The organism is Microbispora siamensis (assembly GCF_016863095.1).
GTDB classification, from domain to species: Bacteria; Actinomycetota; Actinomycetes; order Streptosporangiales; family Streptosporangiaceae; genus Microbispora; species Microbispora siamensis.
This window is the reverse complement of record NZ_BOOF01000048.1, coordinates 50,765-70,600: the sequence shown is the minus strand read 5'-3', so window position 1 is coordinate 70,600 and position 19,836 is coordinate 50,765. Positions and strand designations below refer to the sequence as shown.

Genomic DNA, 19,836 nt, shown 5'->3' with positions numbered 1-19,836 from the left:
ATATAGGGCGGATATGCGGGGATCGCCACTGAAATAGGAGGCGCATGCCGATGAGTCGCCAATGGCGACCCTCACCAGCGGATGAAGCCGGGCGGTACGTGGTCCACCAGCCAGACGCCGTTGGCGCTCACCCGGAAGCGATGCCCGGCCGCGTGCATGGCGCCCGCGTCCACCACGAGCACGACCGGCTTCCCCCTGCGCGCGCCGACGCGGGTGGCGGTCCCCGGTCCGGTGAGTGGAGATCACCGTATGGTGTCGGTCATGGACTGGGTCGAGCGCGTCGCGGGGATCCGCCGCTGGACGCGGCAGGGCGAACGGGCGCCGCACAAGCCGCTCCTGCTGCTCTACGCCCTCGGCCGCTTCCAGCGTGAGGGCGGCCGGCCGATCCCGTTCAGCTCCGCCGAAGCGGATCTCAAGGCCCTGCTCAGGGAGTTCGGCCCGCCGCGCGAGACCAGCCCCGGCTATCCCTTCCACCACCTCACCGGCGACGGCCTCTGGCTCGTCGACACGGTGCACGGGCCGGGCAGTCCCGGCTCGGAGCTCGGACGCCTGCGTGCGGCCCAGGCCACCGGCCGGCTCCACCCCGATCTCCTGCGCGCCCTGACCGACGACTCCCACCTGGTCGTACGGCTCGCGCGGCAGCTTCTGGACGCCAACTTCGAGCCGTCCCTGCATCCCGACATCTGCCGCTTCGTCGGTCTCGAGCTGAACGACCAGGTCACTCCCGCCGAGCAGGTCGTGCCGTCCGCGGCCCGCCGGGACCCGGCCTTCCGGCAGAACGTGCTCGTGGCGTACGAGTACTGCTGTGCTTTCTGCGCGTACGACGGGTGGCTGGACGGCGTCGCGGTCGGTCTGGACGCCGCGCACGTCCGCTGGTGGGCCTTCGAGGGACCGGACGACGTCGCCAACGGGCTGTGCCTGTGCGCCATCCATCACAAGCTGTTCGACAAGGGCGTCCTCGGGCTGACCCCCGACCGGACGATCGCCGTCTCGCGGAAGTTCGTCGGCCGGAGCCCGGCGGCCGAGCGGTTGGTCCTCGCCCTGGCGGGAAAGCCCGTGCGCGATCCCCAGACCGGTCTCGACCCCGTTGACGTGAGCCATATCGAATGGCACAGCCGTCAGGTCTTCCGCACCCCGGCTCGTCAGGGATAGCCGATAGGCTTCGGACCCTATGGACAGCTCGATCTTGGAGAAGGTCCGCGAGCTCCGCGGACAGGGCAACTCCCCCAAGCAGATCGCCCGCGCTCTCGGCATGTCACCGGCGGCGGTCGCGCCGTACGTCCGGGCGGTGGCCGAGCAGGCGAGCAGCACGGAGGCCCCGGAGGCCGAGCTCGCGGGGTGCTGGGTCAACGCCGGCTGGAGCGAGGGACTGGACGTCCCGGACACGGCCGGCTGGGCGGACGACGTCCCCGGCGAGCAGGAGACCGCGGGCACGGTGAGCGTGGTGGTGGCGCGCAAGCACGGCTGGGACAAGCTGTCGGTCTGCGCCTACCTCGTCGACGTCTACTGCCTCGGCGTGAAGCACGCCCTCGGCCCCGACGTGATGAGCGAGGTGGAGCTGCACCGCTTCCTCCCCAGGTACTTCAGGATCTACCCGAACGGCTGGCGGGAGGCGCCGCTCGACCTGGTCCGGCACCTCGTCTTCGGCGCGGTCGACTACGCGCGTGATCTCGGCTTCGAGCCGGCCGCGGACTTCGCCCGAGCGGCCGGGCACCTCGGCACGTGGGAGGAGAAGCCGGCCATCACCTTCGGCAAGGACGGCAAGCCCTTCTACCTCGCCGGTCCGAACGACGACGTCAGGCACGTGGTGAAGACGCTGGAGCGGAGGGTCGGCCCGCCGCCCAACTTCGACTTCTTCGCTCCCATGCCCGAGTCGCAGATCTCGCTGGGCGGTCATCGGCTCACCTCCTGACGCCGGGGTACAGTGCCGGCAGGCCAGACGAGCGCGGAGACTCCGATGGGTTCGACGAGAGAGCACGCTCACCCATGAGCGGTCCGGGGGCACCGGCGCACCGGGTCAGGGGCAGCCGGCCGCCGCACGGCGATCCGGTGGTCGATCGGGCGCTGTCGCTCCTGGCCGCCTTCGACACCCGGCACCGCTACCTGACGCTCGCCGAGCTGAGCAGGCGCAGCGGGATTCCGGCGAGCTCGGCGCTGCGCCTGGCCCAGCGGCTGATGGCGTGGGGCGCGCTCGAACGGGGAGACGACGGCCGCTTCTCGATCGGGCTGCGCCTGTGGGAGGTCGCCTCGCTCGCGCCTCGCGGCCAGGGACTGCGGCAGGTCGCGATGCCCTACATGGGCGATCTCGCCGAGGTCACCCGCCAGCACGTGCTGCTCGCCGTACGCGAGGGCGACGAGGCGGTGCTGGTCGACAGGCTCTCCGCACACCAGGCGATGCCGGTGCTCTACCATGTCGGCGGCCGGCTCCCCCTGCACTCCACGGGCGTGGGCCTCGTGCTGCTGGCCTTCGCCGAACCCGGCTTCCAGGAGGAGATCCTCGCCCGGCCGCTCGTGCACGAGCCGGAGCGGACCGCGGTCTCCCCCGCCGAGTTGCGGCGGACGCTGGCCGAGGTACGGCGGGAGGGACTGGCCACGGTCCGCCGCCGCGCTCCCGAGCCGCTGGTCACGGTGGCGGCGCCCGTCTTCGCCGCCGGGGGCCGGATCGCGGCCGCGTTGTCCGTGGTCGTGCCCGAGGAGCACGCCGAACCACGGCTGCTCGGGCCTGCCGTGCGGACCGCGGCGCGTTCGATCTCCCGCGGGCTCGGCGCCCACTGACGGCTTCGCTCGCCCGGGCGGCGGATCAGAGCCAGCCCCGGGCGGCAGCCTCCGCGCCGGCCTGGAAACGGGTCGTCACGCCGAGCCGCTCCAGGACGGCGGCGATCTTGCGGGTGGCCGTCCTGGCGCTCACGCCCAGGTGCCGGCCGATGGCCTCGTCCTTGAGCCCGGCGTTCAGCAGTCGCAGCACGAGCAGGTCCTCCTCGGCCGGCCGTTCCTCCGCCACGTGCGGAAGCCCCGCCAGCGGCCGCCCACGCTCCCAGTAGACGTCGAACAGCTCCACGAGCGCGTCGAGGAGACGCGAGGGGTGCAGCAGGGCGATGTGGTCGTAAACCCCGTCCACCAGCGGGAACAGGCCGATCTTGCGGTCGGCGATGCGCAGCTTGAACGGCAGGTGCGCGACGAACCGGGACCGTTCCCCCTCTTCCGCCAGCCGTATCAGGGTCTCCAGGCGGCCGGGGCGATCGAGGGATTCGGGGCAGTAGACCACCCGGATGTCCACCCCGCGCGCCAGGAGCTGCCGGGTGCCCGCCAGCTCCGACTCGTTGGTGTCCGCCGAGTCGTCGGGCCGGCCCACGTACGGAGGCCGGTCGAAGCCGAGCAGTTCCACGCCGACCGTCCGCTGCAGCTCGCTCATGACCCGCTTGACGGCCTCTTCTCCGGCCAGGACCTCCACGACCCCCGCCCGGGCGGCCCCGAGCCTGCCGGAGTGATAGAGCTGCGCGAAGTCCGAGACGACGGTTCTGACCGCGGCCAGCCGCGCCTCGGTCTCCAGGCGCCGCCGGTCCACCAGCCACTCGATCGCCGCCTCCGGGGGCACCGCCTCGTACCGGCCGGGGCCGGCACGGCGCAGCAGCCCGGCGTCGGCCAGACGGGCCAGCCCGGGACGAACCCTGGCCGGACCGACGCCCAGCTCGGCCGCCAGGTCCGCCGTCCGCCCGCCGGGCCGGCGCAGCACGAGCCGGTACAGCCGCTCGTCGAAGTCCGTGACGCCCACCGCGCCGAGCACGGACCGATCCCCCACCGAGCACCTGCCGAAATGTCGCTTTTGGTCATGTGGCCGAAAATGTCAGCACTATATCTCGACAGAGATCTCCACAAGGCGTTTGACTCCGTTGCGGCCCTCCGGTGATCCTCCCCGGACGGCGACACAGGCTCATCCCCCTTGAGGAGCAATGTCCCGCAACACCCGCGTTCACCGCGCACTGACGCTGGCCGCCGCGCTGGCGGTCACCACCACCGCTCCGGGCATCGCCCAGCCGGCCGCCGCCGCGGCACCGCCCGCGACCGCCGCCACCCCGTACATCGTCACCCTGGCCGAGCCGCCGCTGGCCACGTACGACGGCGGCGTGCAAGGCATCGCGCCCACCAAGGGCGGCAAGGGCAGGAAGGTCGACACAACCAGCGCCAACGCCAGGCGTTACCGCGAGCGCCTGACCAGGCGGCAGGACGAGGTCGCCCGCGGCGTCGGCGCGACGGCCACGGCCCACCACGCCGTCGCCTCCAACAGCTTCGCCGCGGAGCTCACCCCGGCCCAGGCGCTGCGGCTGCACGCGACCCAGGGCGTGGTCTCCGTCGTCCCCGACACCCTGCACAAGGCCCTGGACGACCGCGTCTCCACCGACTTCCTCCGTCTGCCGGGCGACCGCGGGCTGTGGGCCGGGCTGGGTGGCGCGGACAAGGCGGGCAAGGGCGTCGTCGTCGGCGTCATCGACACCGGCATCTGGCCGGAGAACCCCTCCTTCGCCGGCCCTGCTCTCGGCACGGAGCCCCCCACGGACGCGGCGCCGTACCGGCCCTATCTCAAGGACGGGGTCACGGTCATGAAGAAGGCCGACGGCTCCACGTTCACGGGGCTGTGCCAGACCGGCGAGGAGTTCACCGCGAACCTGTGCAACCAGAAAGTGATCAGCGCCCGGTACTTCGGCGAGCAGTGGATGAAGGGCAATCCACCCGACAAGCGCGCCGACTACATCTCCCCGCGCGATGCGCAGGGCCACGGCTCGCACACCGCCGGCACCGCGGCGGGCGGCAAGGACGTCCCCGCCGCCGCGAACGGCATCGACTTCGGCACGATCTCCGGCGTCGCGCCCGGCGCGGCCATCGCCGTCTACAAGGCGCTCTGGCAGGGCAAGGACGGCGGGACGACGGGCGGTTACACCAGCGACCTCGTCGCGGCCGTCGACCAGGCCGTCGCCGACGGCGTCGATGTGATCAACTATTCGATCGGCAGCAGTGTGGGGGAGTCCGCGATCGACGACCCGATCCAGCTCGCCTTCCTGGCCGCCGCCCAGGCCGGCGTCTTCGTCTCGACCGCCGGCGGGAACTCCGGCCCCGATCCCTCCACCCTGGACAACACCGCGCCGTGGACGACGACGGTCGCGGCCGGCACCATCGCGCCCTACCAGGGCGAGGTGCGGCTCGGCGACGGCACCGCCTACCGCGGCACCAGCACCACGGTCGTCGCACCGCTCGGCCCGAAGCCGCTGGTCACCGCCGTGTCGGTGAAGGCCGGCACGGCCTCCGACTCCGACGCGCAGGTCTGTGCGGCCGGCTCGCTCGACCCGGCCAAGGCCGCAGGAAAGATCGTCTACTGCGTGCGCGGCGTCACCACCCGGGTGGACAAGTCGGCCGAGGTCAAGCGGGCCGGGGGCGCCGGCATGGTGCTGGGCAATCCGTCCGACCAGGACACCGACGCCGACCTGCACGCCGTGCCGACCGTGCACGTCAACGCCCCGGACGCGGACAAGATCGCGGCGTACGCGGCCACCGCGGGCGCGACGGCCACCCTGCTCCCGGCCTCCTCGGACGGCGTGCCGTATCCGGAGGTCGCGAACTTCTCCTCGCGCGGCCCCGCGCTGTCCGCCAAGGGTGACCTGCTCAAGCCGGACATCACCGCGCCGGGCTCGGCGATCCTGGCCGCCGTGGCGCCTCCCGGCAACGCCGGCAAGAACTTCGATTTCTACTCCGGCACCTCGATGGCCACTCCGCACATCGCCGGCCTGGCCGCCCTCTACCTCGGCCGGCACCCGCTCCTGTCCCCCATGGCGATCAAGTCGGCGATGATGACGACCGCCTACGACACGAAGACCCCGGACGTCTTCGCGCAGGGCGCCGGCCACGTCGACCCGGCCCGCATGCTCGACCCCGGCCTGGTCTACGACGCCGGCGCCGAGGACTGGTTCGGCTTCCTGGAGGGCCTGGGCATCGCGACCGGCACCGGTGTGAAGCCGCTGGCCGCCTCCGACCTGAACTATCCGACCGTCTCCGTGAGCGAGCTCTTCGGCTCCCGTACGGTCACTCGCGAGGTCACCGCCGTCACGCCGGGCGTCTACAAGGCCTCCATCGAGTTGCCCGGCTACAAGACCAAGGTCAAGCCGTCCACGCTGGTCTTCAAGAAGGCGGGCGAGACCAAGAACTTCACCGTCACCATGGAGATGCTCCCGGAGACCACCCCGGCTACCGCCACCGGCACGCTCACCTGGACCGGGGCCGGCACGAGCGTGCGCAGCGCGATCGTGGCCACACCGCTGAGCGCCAGGGCGCCCGCCGAGGTGAAGGGAACCGGCGCCGACGGCTCGGTGACCTTCGAGGTGACCCCGGGGCTGAAGAAGTTCACGATCACCCCGTACGGTCCGGTGTCGGCGGACGAGGCGCCGGGCAGCGTCAGCGACACCGAGGCGTGGGGCCGCGAGGTTCCGGTCACGATCCCCGAGGGCGCCAAGGCCGCCGCCTTCAAGATCACCGGAATCGACCCCGAGGCCCAGGTGGGCGGGATGCTCTTCTACGACGGCAACGGCACGCGCGAGTTCGAGTCGTGGGTGTTCGGCCTGGACGGCGACAACCGCGGGGTGCTGAGCAACCCGCGGCCCGGCAGGCACACTCTGGTCGTGCTCAGCCTCGGAGACCTGCCCGGGACCACGTCCACGGCGTTCACCACCCAGATCAACGTCGTGACCGGGAACGACGCGCGCGGCGCGCTCACCGTCACACCGGCCAAGCCCAAGGTGACCGTCGGCACGCCGTTCCCGCTGACCGCGTCCTGGACGGGGGCGGCGCAGCGCACGAACACCGGCTACGTCGAATACCCCAACGGCGTGGGGACGATCGTCACGATCAACTGATCCGGTTTCCGCCGCCCCCGGTGACGTCCTTTCGCGGTCGTCACCGGGGGCTCGGCGCTCACCTCTCCGCGAACAGACGGTCCGCCGTAGATCCGGACGTGCCAGACTGCCAGGCATGGGAGTCTCGGGCCGACCAGTGGTCGTCGACATCCGGACGCGCCGGGCCGGCAAGGAGCGCGACCCGGCGATCCCCGACGGCCAGGACCCGTTGCTGCGCGCGGTGTACGGGGAGATCCTCCGCGACGAACGGCTGGACCAGGACCGCACGCTCGACGACGTGGCGCGCGCGGTGGGCATGTCGAAGCAGTATCTGTCCGAGGTCGAGCGCGGCCGCAAGGAGCCGTCGTCGGAGATGCTCCATTCGGTGTGCGACGCGCTCGGACTGCCGATCGAGCACCTGCTCACCCGTGCCGTCCGGCGGATCACGGCGTCGCGCCGGATCGCGACGCACAGGCCCGCCGGTACGCCACGGGCGGAGCTTCTGGCGGCGTGAGCGCTACGACGGCTCGCGAGTGATCAGCTCGTCGGCCAGGCCGTACTCGACGGCCTCGCGGGCGGTGAAGACGCGGTCCCTGTCGGTGTCCTCGCGCAGCCGGGCGATGTCCACCCCGGTGTGGAGGCTGAGGATCTCCTCGGTCTGCGCGCGCACGCGCATCACCTCGGCCGCCTGCAGGGTCAGGTCGGAGATGGTGCCCTGCCCCTGCGTGGACGGCTGGTGCAGCAGCACGCGGGAGTGGCCGAGCATGAACCTCCGTCCGGGGGCGCCCGCGGCGAACAGCACCGCGGCGGCGGAGGCCGCCTGGCCCATGCAGTACGTCGCGACCTTCGCCCGGATGAACTGCATGGTGTCGTAGATCGCGAGCATCGCGGTCGACGAGCCGCCCGGGGAGTTGATGTACAGGTTGATCTCCTGGTCGGGGCTCTCCGCATCCAGGTGCAGCAACTGTGCCATCACGACGTTGGCGACGCCGTCGTCGATCTCGGTGCCCAGGAAGATGATGCGCTCCTTGAGCAGCCGGCTGAAGATGTCGAACGACCGCTCCCCCACCGGGGTCTTCTCTACCACGTACGGGATCGTGTACTGACTCATGACGAGAACCCCATCCGGTTGGGAACGGCGTACGGCGCGAGGCTGTGGAAGGAGCCGACGATCTCGTCGATGATCCCGTAGTCGCGGGCCTGCTCCGGGGTGAACCAGCGGTCCCGGTCGCTGTCGGCGGCGATCTCCTCGATCGTGCGTCCCGTCTCCGCGGCGAGGATCTCCTCGGACTGCCGCTTCATGTACTTGAGGTTCTCGGCCTGGATCGAAATGTCGATCGCCGTGCCGCCGATGCCGGCCGACGGCTGGTGCATCATGATCCGGCTGTGCGCGAGGCTGATCCGCTTGCCGTGGGTGCCGGACGCCAGCAGCACCTGACCCATGCTCGCCGCCATCCCCAGCGCGACGGTGACCACGTCGTTCGGCACCAGCTTCATCGTGTCGTAGATCGCCAGCCCGGCCAGCACCGACCCTCCGGGCGAATTGATGTACAGGATGATGTCGCGTTCGGGATCCGCCGAGGCCAGCAACACCATCTCGGCGCACACCCGCTCGGCCATCTCGTCGTCGACCTCTCCGGTCAACAGCAGGGTCCGTTGCTGGAACAGCTTCTCGTTCAGCCGATCTCGGTAACTCGTGCTCGGTGAAACACTCATGGCGCAGTTGTATCCGCCGCACCCCCGCGACCTGTCGATATGTCTGCTGAGGGCAGACGGGTGGTACGCCGTGGGGAGAAGGCCTGCCGCTCAATGGCAGGCGCCTGGCGACCGGCGGCCGGGGTGGCGCATCATCGGCCAGTCCGCCCACGCCGAGTTGGAGACGCGATGAGCTTCGAATATCTGGCCGACCCCGAGAGCGGCCCGCAGTGGAAGGGAATCCTGCCGGGCGCCCCCGAGGCGTACTTCCTCAGACGCGGCGAGGGCGAGCGCGCGATGCTGTTCACCGACCTGTTCACCGTGCTGCTCAGCGGCGACGAGACCGAGGGCCAGTTCGGGATCTTCACGATGGACGCGCCGGAGGGCCGCCTCATCCCGGCGCACACCCACCACGACACCCACGAGACCTTCTACGTCGTGGAGGGCAAGGTGCGGGTCCACGTCCGGGACCGCGACGGGACGCAGACGTCGCGGCTGCTGACCCTCGGCGACTTCGGCTTCGTCCCGGCCGGGCTGGCGCACGCCTACCAGGTCGAGGAGCAGGCGCGCGTGCTCGGCGTGGCGACCGGCGGCTTCGAACGGTTCTTCCAGCAGATGGGCACGCCCACCGACCATCCCACGGCAGACCAGCCGCCGTTCGTGCCCGATCTCCCGCGCATGCAGGCGGCGGCGCGGGCACACAACATGGACTTCCTGCCCGACCTCGCCTGGCCGGAGGCCGGGGAGTGACCGTGCGGCTCCCCCCGCCCGCCCACGAGGCGCCGCTGCCGCCCGCCCGCGCGGGCGCGTACGGCACGCGGGTCCTGCCGGGCGTGCCGTACGCCGCGATTCCCGGGGTGCGGCCGCTCGAACTGGACCTGGTGCTGCCGCCGGAGACCGAGGGACCCGTTCCCTGTGTCGTCTTCCTGCACGGGGGCGGTTGGCGGGCGGGTGGCCGCCGCTCGATGGGCCCGGCCTTCGAGGGCGCCGAGCCCACGCCGTTCGAGCTGGTCGCGCGGGCGGGCATCGCGGTGGCCAGCGCCGACTACCGGCTCTCGGGCGAGGCCGTGTGGCCCGCGCAGGTGCACGACGTGAAGGCCGCGGTGCGCTGGCTGCGCGCCCGCGGCGGCGATCTGGGGATCGACCCGGATCGGATCGCGGCCTGGGGCGAGTCGGCGGGCGGCCACCTGGCCGCGCTGCTCGGCCTCACCTCCGGCGACCCCGCGCTGGAGGGCGGCGTCGGGGTGACGGGGCCGTCCAGCGCGGTGGCCGCCGTCGCCGCGTGGTACGCGCCGAGCGACCTGCGTACGGTCGCGGCCGGCATCGGCGCCGACCCGGCGGACCCCGCGTCGCGTGAGGCCCTGCTGCTCGGGGCTCCCGTGCCGTCCGTTCCCGACGCGGCGGCCCAGGCGAGCCCGGTCACCCACGTCTCCCCCGGCGCGCCGCCGTTCCTGCTCCTGCACGGCCGGGCCGACCGGTTGATCGCGTGCGCGCAGAGCGAGCGGCTGAGCGAGGAGTTGCGCCGCGCCGGCGCCGAGGTGGACCTGCACGTCTACGACGGCGCGGACCACATGTGGCTCGGCGATCCCGAGGCGGCCCGCGACGCGCTCGACCGCACGATCGCGTTCCTCCGTGACCGGCTCCACGCCTGAGCGATCCGGAGCGCCACCCTCCTTCCCGACGACAGGAGATCCGCATGACCGACGAGTCGTCCCCTCCGGCTACCCGGCCCACCGACAACCCGGTCGGCGGCTTCCTGCGCACGCCCATCGTCGGCCCCGGGCGGCGGCCGTGAACGTTCCCGTCCTCATCGCGGGCGGCGGGCCGAGCGGCCTGGCCGCCGCCGTCGAACTCGGACGGCGCGGGGTCGAGGTGCTCGTCGTGGAGCCCCGGACCACGCTGGATTCGCTGCGCCCGCGCGCGAAGACCACCAGCGTCCGCACGATGGAGCACCTGCGCCGCTGGGGCCTGGCCGACCGGCTGCGCGCCGCCTGCCCGCTGCCGGTCGCGTACGCGCAGGACGTCGTCTTCTGCACCGGGCTGTTCGGGCACGAGATCACCCGCTTCCGTGAGGCGTTCGGCCTGACGACGTCCCGCCGCGAGGAGTACGCCGAGGCCGGACAGCAGGCGCCTCAGCCGCTGGTCGAGCGGGTGCTGCGCGAGGCCGCCGCCGAACTGCCCGCCGTACGGCTGCTCACCGGATGGCGGGTCACCGAGATCGCCGACGGCGACGACGAGGTCCGGGCCGTGATCGAGGGCCCGGACGGGGAGACCCGGCGCGTCACCGCCGGCTACCTGCTCGGCTGCGACGGCGGCGGCGGTGTCAGCCGCGCCGCGATCGGGGCGAGGTACGAGGGGTCCTCCGGCGCGCTGCCCAACCTGAGCGTCACCTTCCGCAGCCGGGCGCTGCGGGAGCGGCCGTTGTGCGCGGTCGGCGTGCACTACTGGGTGATCGGCGCCGAGCGCGGCGGGCTCATGGGCCGCCTCGACCTCGACGGCACCTGGTGGGCGATCATCCAGGGCGTGGACCCCGCCGCCGAGCCGGCCGACCCGGCCCGGCTGGTACGGGCCCTCGCGGGCGCCGACATCGACGTCGAGGTGCTGGCGACCGACCCCTGGTCGGCTCGCATGCTGCTGGCCGACCGCTATCGCGGGCGGCGGGTCTTCCTGGTCGGCGACGCCGCGCACCTCAACCCGCCGTGGGGCGGGCACGGCTTCAACACCTGCGTCGGGGACGCGGTGAACATCGGCTGGAAGCTCGCCGCCGTACTGGGCGGATGGGCGCCGGAGTCGCTGCTCGGCAGCTACGAGCCGGAACGCCGCCCGGTGGCAGAGCGGACGATCGCGGCCGCCGGTGCGCAGGAGGCGTTCCTCGCGCCGTCGTTCGCCGCCGGCGACCTGCACGACCCGGTCGCGGGCAGGCCGCTGCGCGACGAACTCGCCCGCCGCCTGGTCGTCAAGGACACCGAGTTCCACAGCCTCGGGCTGGTGCTGGGATACGACTACCCCGACTCCCCCGTCGTGGTCCCGGACGGCCGGCCGGTGCCCGCGCCGGGGCTGGCGGCCTACACTCCGTCGGCGCATCCCGGCGCCCGGCTGCCGCACACCTGGCTGCCGGACGGCCGTTCGCTCTACGACGCGCTCGGCGACGGATTCACCCTGCTGCGCCTGACCGCGGGCGCGGACACCCGCCCGCTGACGGACGCCGCCGCCCGGCGCTCGGCGCCGCTGAAGGTGCTCGACCTGGCCGCGCTGCCGGGGCTCGAAGAGCGGTACCACGCCGCCCTGGTGCTGGTGCGGCCCGACCAGCACGTGGCCTGGCGCGGCGACCGCGCCGAGGAGCCGGACGCCCTGCTGGCGCGGGTGCTCGGAGACGGCGTCCCCGCGGTCTGACGACCGCGCCGCCGATCGCGGCTAGCCACTGCACATGGACTTGTTTCCGACGGCCTGATCAATGATCGCTACAGGTGGCTGATCGTCATGCTGGCCAGGGGCTACACGGCGACGAGGATCGCCCGCGAGATGCACCTCAGCCGGTACACCGTGGCGGAGCGGATCAGCAAGCTGCTCGTCCAGTTCGCCTGCAGCAACCGCAGTCAGCTCGTGGCCTACTTCTACGCGCACCGGCTCCTGAACGTCGGCATCTGGCCGCCCAGCGTCTCCGGCGTCGTCGGGTAGGCCGGGTCGTCCGTCCGCGCACGGACAGGAGAAGACCGGCGCGGTGCACCACCGCCTGGGCGCTCGGTCACCGCGCCGGGCCCGGCCGTCCGGGCCACGTCATCCGCTGGACGCCGCCGCCTTGGGTGACGTCCCGGCGGACGGCGACACGGACGACTCCGACGGCATGGACGCCGACGGCGTGGCCGAGTTCCTCGCCGGCCCCGTGGTCGCTCCTGTTGCCGCTCCCGTGGCGGAGGAGGACGGATGCGGCGTGGCGTTCGCGACGGTCGTCGCCGTGTCCGGCGCTCCGGTGGTGATGAAGACCAGCACCCCGGTCGCGACGGCCACCACCGCCACGACGGCGACGGTGGCGTACGTGATCCTGCGTGCCAGCCGCCTGCGCTCCTCGCGCCGCCTGGCCTCCTCGCGCCGCATGGCGGCGCGCATGCGCTTCACCTTCCGCTGTGACATGGGCACTCCCGAGACCGCTCCCCGAGACGTCGTCGGGCGTCACCATAGCCGCGAGCGCGTAACGCGGATCTAAAACCGCGTTCGCGCCGCTCAGGCGTTTCGCGGCACCCGCCATGTGGCGGGTAGTGTCCGCCGGGTGGCGCTGGATCGTCGCCGCCGCGTTTCTCACGATGGTGAGCACGGACCAGTTGGTCGCAGGAAACCTCCACGATACGGGAGCCCCATTGAGCAGCACTCTCCCCACGGCCGCCACCCCGCCGCCCTTCGATCCCGAGCTGGCCGCCGCTCTCGCCGTACTGGGCGAGACCCTGCCGTCGTCGCTGACCCCGGACATGATCCCGATCCTGCGTGCCGGGATGACGAACGTACCCAGCGTGCCCGACGAGGCGCTCAGCCGCGGCGGCGCCTTCCAGGTGGAGGAGCGGGCGGTGCCGGGACCGGACGGCGCGCCCGATGTCTCCCTGCTGATCTGCCGCCCGGCGGGCGCCGTCGCCCCGCTCGCCGCCGTCTACCACACCCACGGCGGCGGGATGATCACGGGCGACAACCGCGTGGGCATCGAGGGCGTGCTCGACTGGGCGCAGGAGCTTCAGCTCGTCGTCGTGTCGGTGGAGTACCGTCTGGCGCCCGAGCACCCGCACCCCGCTCCCGTCGAGGACTGCTACGCGGGCCTGGTGTGGACCGCCGCCCACGCCGTCGAGCTGGGCATCGACCCGGAGCGGATCATCGTCGCCGGGGCGAGCGCGGGCGGCGGGCTGGCCGCGGCGCTGGCGCTCATGGCCCGCGACCGCGGCGGTCCCGCCCTGGCCGGGCAGGTGCTCATCTGCCCCATGCTCGACGACCGCAACGACACCCCGTCGTCCCACCAGATGGCCGGGCTCGGCGTCTGGGACCGCACCGCGAACGAGACCGGGTGGACGGCCCTGCTCGGCGACTCCCGCGGCGGTCCGGACGTCTCCCCCTACGCGGCCCCGGCGCGCGCCACCGACCTGTCCGGGCTGCCGCCCGCCTTCATCGACGTCGGCTCGGCCGAGACCTTCCGCGACGAGGACGTGGCGTACGCCGGCGCCATCTGGAGGGCGGGGGGCAGCGCCGAGCTGCACGTGTGGCCGGGCGGGTTCCACGGCTTCGATCTCATGGCCCCGCAGGCGGCCGTCTCGCAGGATGCCCGCGCCGCCCGCCTGCGCTGGCTGCGCCGCGTCCTCGGCGGCTGACCGGCCGGGGTACGGGATGAGGGACCTCGTCGGACGGCTGTCGGCGCTCGACCCGGACGCCGGTGCGGCGCTACAGGTCATCGCCTACTTCGACCGCCTGGTGGAGACGCGGGCGGGGCTGGAGGCGATCGTCCGCGGCGCCGCCGTCCTGGCGGGCTGCCCGGCCTGCCTGACCGACTCCGAGCGCGGCGTCCACGTGCGCGTGCTCCCCGACGGCGGCCGTGCGGACGCCGGTCCGCCGCCGGACCCGGCCTGGCCCCGCATGGCCGTGCCCGGCGGGGCGGCCACACTGTGGCTGGAGCGCCCGCCACCGCCGGGACCGGTCGGGGCGATGGTGCTGGAGCGCGCCGCGGCGGCGGCGCGGGGTGTGCTCGACCGGACCCGGGGTCGCGCCCCGGCCCGCCGTAGCGAGGACGATCCCGCCCTGGTCGAGGTGCTGCTGGACGCCGGCGCTCCCCCGGCCGCGCGGTCGCTCGCCGCCCGCGAGCTGGGCCTGCCCGGCGGCGTCGCCGTACGGGCGGTCGCGTTGGAGGGCGGCGTGGCCCATGTCGCGCCCGCCCGCAAGCCCGTTCCCGAGGGGGTCCGGGCGGGAGTGGGGCCGGCGGTGGACGTGCTCGACCTGCCGCGCTCGTGGGCGCTCGCCCGGACGGCGCTGCGGCTGGCCGCCGAGGGTACTCCGCAGGATCCGGGGCCGCGGGTGGTCCACGCCGACGAACTGGGCGGGCTGGCGGTCCTCGCGGCGGCCGTCCGGCCCGGCGCCCCGCCCGACCCGGACGTGCGCGCGCTCGAACGCGCCGGGTCGGAGGCGCCCTGGATGCTCGCGACCCTGTACGCGGTCGCCTACGCACCGAGCCTGCGCGCCGCCGCGGCGCGGCTGACCGTGCATCACTCGACGCTGCAGGACCGGCTCGCGCACGCCGAACAGCTCCTCGGGTGGACGGTGCGCGATCCCCGGGGCCGGCTGCGCCTTCAGCTCGCCTTCGCGCTGCGCCGCCTCCACCACGACACCGGCCCTGCCTGACCTCGTCGCGGGACCGGCCGGGTCTCAGCCGCCGAGGGCCGCGGCCTCCTCTTCCTCGATGCGGCTGTTCCACTCCCGCTTGGAGGACTGCCAACCGTCCTCGTCACGGCCCTGCCGCCAGTAGCCGGAGATCGACAACCGCTCCAGCGGCAGGCCGCGCTCCACGCGCAGGTATCGCCGCAGCTCCTTGACGAAGTTCGCCTCGCCGTGGACGAAGGCGTGCACGACGCCCTCGGGGAACTGCAGCTCCCGCACCGCCCGCACCAGCGCCTCGCCCACCTGCGCGCCGCCGCGGTGGAGCCACACGATCTCCGCGTCGCCCTCCGTCTGCAGCTTCTGCTCCTCCTCCGGGCCCTCCACCTCGACGAACACCCGGGCGGGGGCTCCGGCGGGGAGCCGCTCCAGGGCGGCGCCGATGGCCGGGAGCGCGCTCTCGTCCCCGGCCAGCAGGTGCCAGTCCGCCTCCGCGCTCGGCGCGTACGCCCCGCCGGGGCCGAGGAAGCGGATCACGTCGCCCGGCCGGGCCCGCAGCGCCCAGGGCCCGGCCAGTCCCTCGTCCCCGTGGTAGACGAAGTCGATGGTCAGCTCCCGCGCCTCCGGGTCCCAGGCTCGTACGGTGTAGGTCCGCGTCTTCGGCCACTGGTCGCGCGGCAGCTCGGCGCGGATCACCGCCATGTCGAACGGCTCCGGATAGGCCACTCCCGGCAGCGGGAACAGCAGCTTCACGTAGTGGTCGGTGAACTCGCCCGCCTCGAAACCGGCGAGTCCCTCACCGCCGAGCACCACCCGGATCATGTGCGGGGTCAGCCGCTCGGTGCGCTCCACCACGCCGGTGGTCGCCCGGGGTGCGCGCCGCGCCGGTTCGGTCGTCGCCATAGAAGTTCCCTTCGTCAGACTGCTTAGGTAAGCCTAACCTCGTTCCGAGGACATCGTCACCGAGCGAGGCCGTCGCCACCGGCAGACGGGACGGAGGCTCAGGTGAGAGCGGGTTCGGGACCCGACGCGGGACGAACCGCGGCGGGGGCTTCGTCCAGAGGCTGCGGTGGAGCGTTGAACACCGCCTCGTCGAGACGGCCCTCGGAACGGGCGACCAGGACGGGCACCACCATCTGCCCCGTGACGTTGGTCGCGGTGCGGATCATGTCGAGTATCGGGTCGATGGCCAGGAGCAGCCCGACGCCCTCCAGGGGCAGGCCCAGCGTGCTCAGGGTCAGGGTGAGCATGACGATCGCGCCGGTCAGACCGGCGGTCGCGGCCGAGCCGACCACGGAGACGAACGCGATCAGCAGGTAGTGGCCCACGCCGAGATGGACGCCGAACACCTGGGCCACGAAGATCGCCGCGAGTGCGGGGTAGATCGCGGCGCAACCGTCCATCTTGGTGGTCGCTCCGAAGGGCACCGCGAAGGCGGCGTAGTCGCGGTCCACGCCCAGGCGCTCGGTGGTGACCCGCTGGGTGAGCGGCATGGTCCCGACCGAGGAGCGGGAGACGAAGGCCAGCTCGATCGCGGGCCAGGCGTTGCGATAGAAGGTGAGCGGGCTGACCTTGCCGACGAAGGCGAGCAGCAGCGGGTAGCTCACCAGGAGCACCAGCAGGCAGCCGATGTACACGCCCGCGCTGAGTTTCGCGAGCGGGGCGAGCAGGTCCCAGCCGTAGCTGGCCACCGACTTACCGATCAGACCGGCGGTGCCGATCGGGGCCAGCCTGATGACCCACCACAGAGCCTTCTGGACCAGATCGAGGACCGACCGGCTGAAGCCGAGGAACGGCTCGGCCTTCTCGCCGACCGCCAGGGCGGCGGCGCCGAGTACGACCCCCAGGAAGACGATCTGGAGGACGTTGAGCTCGGTGAAGGCGGTGACGATGTTGGTCGGGATGATGCCGGTCAGGAAGTCCAGCCAGGTTCCCGCGCCCTCCAGGTCGACGGCCTTCGCCCCCGCGGTGGAGATGGTGACGCCCTGGCCGGGGTTGAGGATCAGGCCGAGGCCGATACCGAAGACCACCGCGATCAGCGAGGTGATCAGGAACCACAGCAGGGTCTTGCCGGCGAGCCTGGCGGCGCCGCTGACGTTGCGCAGGTTGGCCACGCTGACGACGACGGCGGTGAAGACCAGTGGCGCGACCGCGAGCTTGAGGAGCTGGACGAAGATCTTGCCGACTTCGGTGAGGGTGGCGGTGAGCCAGGCGACGTCACCGGCGCGGGCGACGAACCCGAGAACGGCGCCTATCACCAGACCGAGCAGCAACTGCAGGGAGAAGGAGAGTTTCTTCACGAACGAGACTCCGGCAGAAAGGCATGCTGACGCAGAGGCGGGCATGCGAGGTGAGGGGAAGGGAGTGGTGACTGCGTTCAGGGACAGAGGCGACTGTTCAGGCGGCACAGGTCGACGTGCAGTCGCTCCACGAGCCACACGATCACCGGGAAGAACCTCATAATGCGGCGAAACCTCCTCAATCGGCCGCAAATTCCGGCCTTCTCTGTGATCCGTATCACGTTCCTCCGCGCGGGAGAAGCCTTGACCACAGCGGAAATCCGACCGCGCGAGCGCGGCGGCGGCCACGCGCGGGGCGTCGTCGGCGGCCGACGGGTGTGGCGGCCGAGACCGGGTCCTGCCTGATCCGGGCCGCTACTCCCCTCGTGCGCCACAACCCCGCCGCGACCGGCGCGGCGCTTCACCTGTGCGTGTCACCGCCCCTGACGCCCGCCCTGGCCGGCCACGTCGCAACCCTGATAAATACAAGCTTGTATCTATGGCTGCTACGCTCCTCGCATGGCCGATCCCGCGAAGCGCCCGTCCGCCGCCCACACCGCGTACGCCGTGACCAAGGAGCTGATCCTCTCCGGTGAACTGCCGGGAGGAAGCCTCATCAGCGAGGGCGAGATCGCCGAACGGGTACGCGTGAGCAGGACGCCCGTCCGGGAGGCGTTCCTCCGGCTGGAGTCGGAGGAACTGCTGGCGCTCCATCCCAAGCGCGGCGCCGTGGTGGTGCCGGTGCCGCCGGGTGAGGCCGCGGACGTCCTGGAGCTGCGGCTGGCCCTCGAACGGTCCGCGGCGGAGCGCATCGCGCGAACCGGACTGCCGGACGAACACCACGAGAGGATGCGGGAACTGCTGCGGCGTCAGCGGGCCCTCGCCGAGGCCGCGGACATCGGCCGGTTCGCCGAGGCGGACGAGGCGTTCCACCGGTGCATCGTCGAAGCGTCGGGGAACCGGCTGGCGAGCCGGTTCTACGCCACGCTCGGCGACCGGCAGCGGCGGATGAGCATCTCCGCGCTGCGCCCGCGGCCGGAGCGGCTGTCCCTGCTGGCCGACGAGCACGAGGCCCTCCTCGGCCACCTCCTCGGCGGCGACAGCGCGGCCTTCGCCTCGGCCCTGCTCGGTCATCTCACCGCGACGCACGGCTCGCCGTACGCGGCCGGCCGCGACGACCGCTGACCCGCGTCCTCCTCACGCACACTCCTCGCGAAGGTCTGACCCTCCCATGCCCGAAACCCAGCGGATGCCGGAATCCCGGCAGGCCGCCCCCTCGCCTGCCACCCCGCTCACGCCGGACTCCTGGCGGACCGTCGCCGCGGCGATGTTCGCATGCGGCTGGGGCGGCAACCAGTTCACCCCGCTGCTGCTGATGTACCGGCGGCTGGGCGGCTACTCCACTCTCAGCGTCGACGCCTTCCTCGGCGCGTACGTCGTCGGGCTCGTGCCGGGGCTCCTGCTCGCCGGGCCCGTCTCCGACCGGCGCGGGCGACGTCCCGTGCTGGTGGCCGGCACCGTCGCCTCGGCCGCCGCGAGCCTGGTGCTCTGCTTCGGCGGTCAGAGCGCCTGGCCCATCTACGCGGGACGGCTGATCACCGGTTTCGCCGTCGGCATCGCCATGTCGGTGGGCAGCAGCTGGGTGAAGGAGCTGTCGAGCGGAGCGGACGGCGGGCTCGCCGCGCGCCGCGCGGCACTGTGCCAGACGGCGGGATTCGGCCTCGGCGCGGGTGTCGCGGGCGTGCTGGCCCAGTGGGGGCCGTGGCCCATGGTGAGCCCGTACGCCGTGCACCTCCTCATCACCGTGGCGATACCCGTGCTGCTCCTGCGGGTGCCGGAGACGCGGACGCCGCTCGCGCACGCGACGGGTTCGGCCCGGCGACTGCTCAGGGCACTGGTGGACGACCTGCGTGTCCCCGCGCCTGCCCGCAGGCGGTTCCGGCTCGTGGTCCTGCCGATGGCGCCGTGGGTGTTCGGCGCGGCCGGACTGGCGTACGCGGTCATGCCCCAGCTGGTCGGCTTCCGCGTCGGGGACTGGGGGCTGGCGTACGCGACCGGGCTGACCGTGCTGACCCTGGGCACGGGCGCGGCCGTGCAGCCCGTGGCCAGGTGGTTGCACGGTGACTCAGGAAACGGTGACTCAGGAAACGGTGACTCAGGAAACGGTGACTCAGGAAACGGTGAGGCGGGAGGCGGCGAGGCGCGAAGCCGTACGGGACGGGCGCCGGTGGCGGCGATGGCGGTGATGCTCCTCGGCGCGGCGCTGTGCGCGGCGAACGCGGTGCTGCTGTCGCCGTGGCTCGCGGCCGTCACCGCGGCCACCCTGGGCGCCGGTTACGGCATCGCGGTGGTCTCCGGGCTACTGGAGATCCAGCGCATGGCCGGCCCCGGCGACCTGGCGGGCCTGACCGGCGTCTACTACACGCTCGCCTACGCGGGCTTCCTGCTCCCTACAGTGCTGGCCGGCCTGTCGTCGTGGCTCTCCTACCCGGTCATGCTGGCGGCGGTGGCGACCGCGGCCCTGGTCTGCCTGGGCCTCGTCGTGACCGGCGCCCGCGTCACGGAGCCGGCCGCATCGGCCCGATGACGACCTCAGGCAGCACGCTGAAGCTTTCAGGCGGCCCGGCGCGCGGCGGCATCGGGCG

At 72.8% G+C, this 19,836-nt stretch carries 19 protein-coding genes and 1 pseudogene; 14 read left to right on the top strand and 6 right to left on the bottom strand.

Going from position 1 to position 19,836, the window contains the following annotated elements:
- Nucleotides 1-71: 71 nt before the first annotated feature.
- A pseudogene (locus tag Msi02_RS44645) lies at nt 72-215 on the bottom strand (RNA 2'-phosphotransferase); the annotation flags it as partial.
- 46 nt (nt 216-261) lie between these two features.
- On the opposite strand from Msi02_RS44645, the gene Msi02_RS34110 reads away from it, so the two are divergent.
- The 3 genes from Msi02_RS34110 (at nt 262) to Msi02_RS34100 (ending at nt 2,775) form a co-directional block, all read left to right on the top strand.
- The gene (locus Msi02_RS34110; RefSeq protein ID WP_204051976.1) at nt 262-1,152 is read left to right on the top strand and encodes a phosphorothioated DNA-binding restriction endonuclease; all 891 of its coding nucleotides are present in this window, start codon (nt 262-264) and stop codon (nt 1,150-1,152) included.
- A 19-nt stretch (nt 1,153-1,171) separates the two neighbouring features.
- Complete coding sequence (locus Msi02_RS34105; protein WP_204051975.1) at nt 1,172-1,912, top strand: helix-turn-helix domain-containing protein; 741 nt, start codon at nt 1,172-1,174, stop codon at nt 1,910-1,912.
- A gap of 74 nt (nt 1,913-1,986) precedes the next feature.
- Nucleotides 1,987-2,775, top strand: a complete 789-nt coding sequence (locus Msi02_RS34100) for an IclR family transcriptional regulator (protein ID WP_204051974.1) — start codon at nt 1,987-1,989, stop codon at nt 2,773-2,775.
- Nucleotides 2,776-2,800: 25 nt separating this feature from the next.
- Here Msi02_RS34100 and Msi02_RS34095 read toward each other — a convergent pair whose 3' ends face one another.
- On the bottom strand, nt 2,801-3,799 hold the full coding sequence (locus tag Msi02_RS34095; RefSeq protein ID WP_204051973.1) for a helix-turn-helix domain-containing protein: 999 nt from the start codon (nt 3,797-3,799) through the stop codon (nt 2,801-2,803).
- 151 nt (nt 3,800-3,950) lie between these two features.
- Between Msi02_RS34095 and Msi02_RS34090 the strand changes: the two genes are divergently transcribed.
- Both Msi02_RS34090 and Msi02_RS34085 read left to right on the top strand, forming a co-directional pair.
- On the top strand, nt 3,951-6,899 hold the full coding sequence (locus Msi02_RS34090; RefSeq protein ID WP_204051972.1) for a S8 family serine peptidase: 2,949 nt from the start codon (nt 3,951-3,953) through the stop codon (nt 6,897-6,899).
- Between the two features lie 115 nt (nt 6,900-7,014).
- Nucleotides 7,015-7,392: a helix-turn-helix domain-containing protein gene (locus Msi02_RS34085; protein ID WP_204051971.1), complete on the top strand. Its 378-nt coding sequence runs from the start codon at nt 7,015-7,017 to the stop codon at nt 7,390-7,392.
- A 3-nt stretch (nt 7,393-7,395) separates the two neighbouring features.
- On the opposite strand, the gene Msi02_RS34080 is transcribed toward Msi02_RS34085, so the two are convergent.
- Together Msi02_RS34080 and Msi02_RS34075 are read right to left on the bottom strand one after the other, a co-directional pair.
- Nucleotides 7,396-7,989 carry an ATP-dependent Clp protease proteolytic subunit gene (locus Msi02_RS34080; protein ID WP_204051970.1) on the bottom strand — a complete coding sequence of 198 codons (594 nt, stop codon included), beginning with the start codon at nt 7,987-7,989 and terminating at the stop codon, nt 7,396-7,398.
- Nucleotides 7,986-8,594 carry a ClpP family protease gene (locus Msi02_RS34075; RefSeq protein WP_204051969.1) on the bottom strand — a complete coding sequence of 203 codons (609 nt, stop codon included), beginning with the start codon at nt 8,592-8,594 and terminating at the stop codon, nt 7,986-7,988. Before Msi02_RS34075 ends, Msi02_RS34080 begins: the two co-directional genes overlap by 4 nt.
- Before the next feature lie 168 nt (nt 8,595-8,762).
- Here Msi02_RS34075 and Msi02_RS34070 point away from each other — a divergent pair, with 168 nt between their 5' ends.
- From Msi02_RS34070 to Msi02_RS34040, 7 genes are all read left to right on the top strand, one after another.
- Nucleotides 8,763-9,323, top strand: coding sequence for a quercetin 2,3-dioxygenase (locus Msi02_RS34070; RefSeq protein ID WP_204051968.1), 561 nt, complete (start codon nt 8,763-8,765; stop codon nt 9,321-9,323).
- A gap of 2 nt (nt 9,324-9,325) precedes the next feature.
- Complete coding sequence (locus tag Msi02_RS34065; protein WP_204051967.1) at nt 9,326-10,225, top strand: alpha/beta hydrolase; 900 nt, start codon at nt 9,326-9,328, stop codon at nt 10,223-10,225.
- Between the two features lie 139 nt (nt 10,226-10,364).
- The gene (locus Msi02_RS34060) at nt 10,365-11,966 is read left to right on the top strand and encodes an FAD-dependent monooxygenase (protein WP_204051966.1); all 1,602 of its coding nucleotides are present in this window, start codon (nt 10,365-10,367) and stop codon (nt 11,964-11,966) included.
- An 87-nt stretch (nt 11,967-12,053) separates the two neighbouring features.
- Complete coding sequence (locus Msi02_RS34055; protein WP_204051965.1) at nt 12,054-12,251, top strand: LuxR C-terminal-related transcriptional regulator; 198 nt, start codon at nt 12,054-12,056, stop codon at nt 12,249-12,251.
- A 121-nt stretch (nt 12,252-12,372) separates the two neighbouring features.
- Nucleotides 12,373-12,777, top strand: coding sequence for a hypothetical protein (locus Msi02_RS34050; RefSeq protein ID WP_204051964.1), 405 nt, complete (start codon nt 12,373-12,375; stop codon nt 12,775-12,777).
- 151 nt (nt 12,778-12,928) lie between these two features.
- Nucleotides 12,929-13,918: an alpha/beta hydrolase gene (locus Msi02_RS34045; protein ID WP_239108981.1), complete on the top strand. Its 990-nt coding sequence runs from the start codon at nt 12,929-12,931 to the stop codon at nt 13,916-13,918.
- Between the two features lie 16 nt (nt 13,919-13,934).
- Nucleotides 13,935-14,939 carry a helix-turn-helix domain-containing protein gene (locus tag Msi02_RS34040; RefSeq protein ID WP_204051963.1) on the top strand — a complete coding sequence of 335 codons (1,005 nt, stop codon included), beginning with the start codon at nt 13,935-13,937 and terminating at the stop codon, nt 14,937-14,939.
- Between the two features lie 24 nt (nt 14,940-14,963).
- On the opposite strand, the gene Msi02_RS34035 is transcribed toward Msi02_RS34040, so the two are convergent.
- Nucleotides 14,964-15,815, bottom strand: coding sequence for a siderophore-interacting protein (locus tag Msi02_RS34035; RefSeq protein ID WP_204051962.1), 852 nt, complete (start codon nt 15,813-15,815; stop codon nt 14,964-14,966).
- Between the two features lie 98 nt (nt 15,816-15,913).
- Entirely contained in the window at nt 15,914-17,212 is a 1,299-nt protein-coding gene (locus Msi02_RS34030; RefSeq protein WP_306291741.1) for a dicarboxylate/amino acid:cation symporter, read from the bottom strand.
- Nucleotides 17,213-17,710: 498 nt separating this feature from the next.
- Here Msi02_RS34030 and Msi02_RS34025 point away from each other — a divergent pair, with 498 nt between their 5' ends.
- Nucleotides 17,711-18,376: a GntR family transcriptional regulator gene (locus Msi02_RS34025; RefSeq protein WP_079319466.1), complete on the top strand. Its 666-nt coding sequence runs from the start codon at nt 17,711-17,713 to the stop codon at nt 18,374-18,376.
- 46 nt (nt 18,377-18,422) lie between these two features.
- The gene (locus tag Msi02_RS34020) at nt 18,423-19,778 is read left to right on the top strand and encodes an MFS transporter (protein WP_204051961.1); all 1,356 of its coding nucleotides are present in this window, start codon (nt 18,423-18,425) and stop codon (nt 19,776-19,778) included.
- Nucleotides 19,779-19,836: the final 58 nt, after the last annotated feature.

What these genes read in the sequence shown, in the direction of transcription:
- Msi02_RS34100 (WP_204051974.1), top strand. Translation starts at nt 1,987, where the DNA reads ATGAGCGGTCCGGGGGCACCGGCGCACCGGGTCAGGGGCAGCCGGCCG.
- Msi02_RS34025 (WP_079319466.1), top strand. Translation starts at nt 17,711, where the DNA reads ATGGCCGATCCCGCGAAGCGCCCGTCCGCCGCCCACACCGCGTACGCC.
- Msi02_RS34110 (WP_204051976.1), top strand. Translation starts at nt 262, where the DNA reads ATGGACTGGGTCGAGCGCGTCGCGGGGATCCGCCGCTGGACGCGGCAG.
- Msi02_RS34085 (WP_204051971.1), top strand. Translation starts at nt 7,015, where the DNA reads ATGGGAGTCTCGGGCCGACCAGTGGTCGTCGACATCCGGACGCGCCGG.
- Msi02_RS34105 (WP_204051975.1), top strand. Translation starts at nt 1,172, where the DNA reads ATGGACAGCTCGATCTTGGAGAAGGTCCGCGAGCTCCGCGGACAGGGC.
- Msi02_RS34070 (WP_204051968.1), top strand. Translation starts at nt 8,763, where the DNA reads ATGAGCTTCGAATATCTGGCCGACCCCGAGAGCGGCCCGCAGTGGAAG.
- Msi02_RS34090 (WP_204051972.1), top strand. Translation starts at nt 3,951, where the DNA reads ATGTCCCGCAACACCCGCGTTCACCGCGCACTGACGCTGGCCGCCGCG.
- Msi02_RS34075 (WP_204051969.1), bottom strand. Translation starts at nt 8,594, where the DNA reads ATGAGTGTTTCACCGAGCACGAGTTACCGAGATCGGCTGAACGAGAAG.
- Msi02_RS34035 (WP_204051962.1), bottom strand. Translation starts at nt 15,815, where the DNA reads ATGGCGACGACCGAACCGGCGCGGCGCGCACCCCGGGCGACCACCGGC.
- Msi02_RS34055 (WP_204051965.1), top strand. Translation starts at nt 12,054, where the DNA reads ATGCTGGCCAGGGGCTACACGGCGACGAGGATCGCCCGCGAGATGCAC.
- Msi02_RS34040 (WP_204051963.1), top strand. Translation starts at nt 13,935, where the DNA reads ATGAGGGACCTCGTCGGACGGCTGTCGGCGCTCGACCCGGACGCCGGT.
- Msi02_RS34020 (WP_204051961.1), top strand. Translation starts at nt 18,423, where the DNA reads ATGCCCGAAACCCAGCGGATGCCGGAATCCCGGCAGGCCGCCCCCTCG.
- Msi02_RS34080 (WP_204051970.1), bottom strand. Translation starts at nt 7,989, where the DNA reads ATGAGTCAGTACACGATCCCGTACGTGGTAGAGAAGACCCCGGTGGGG.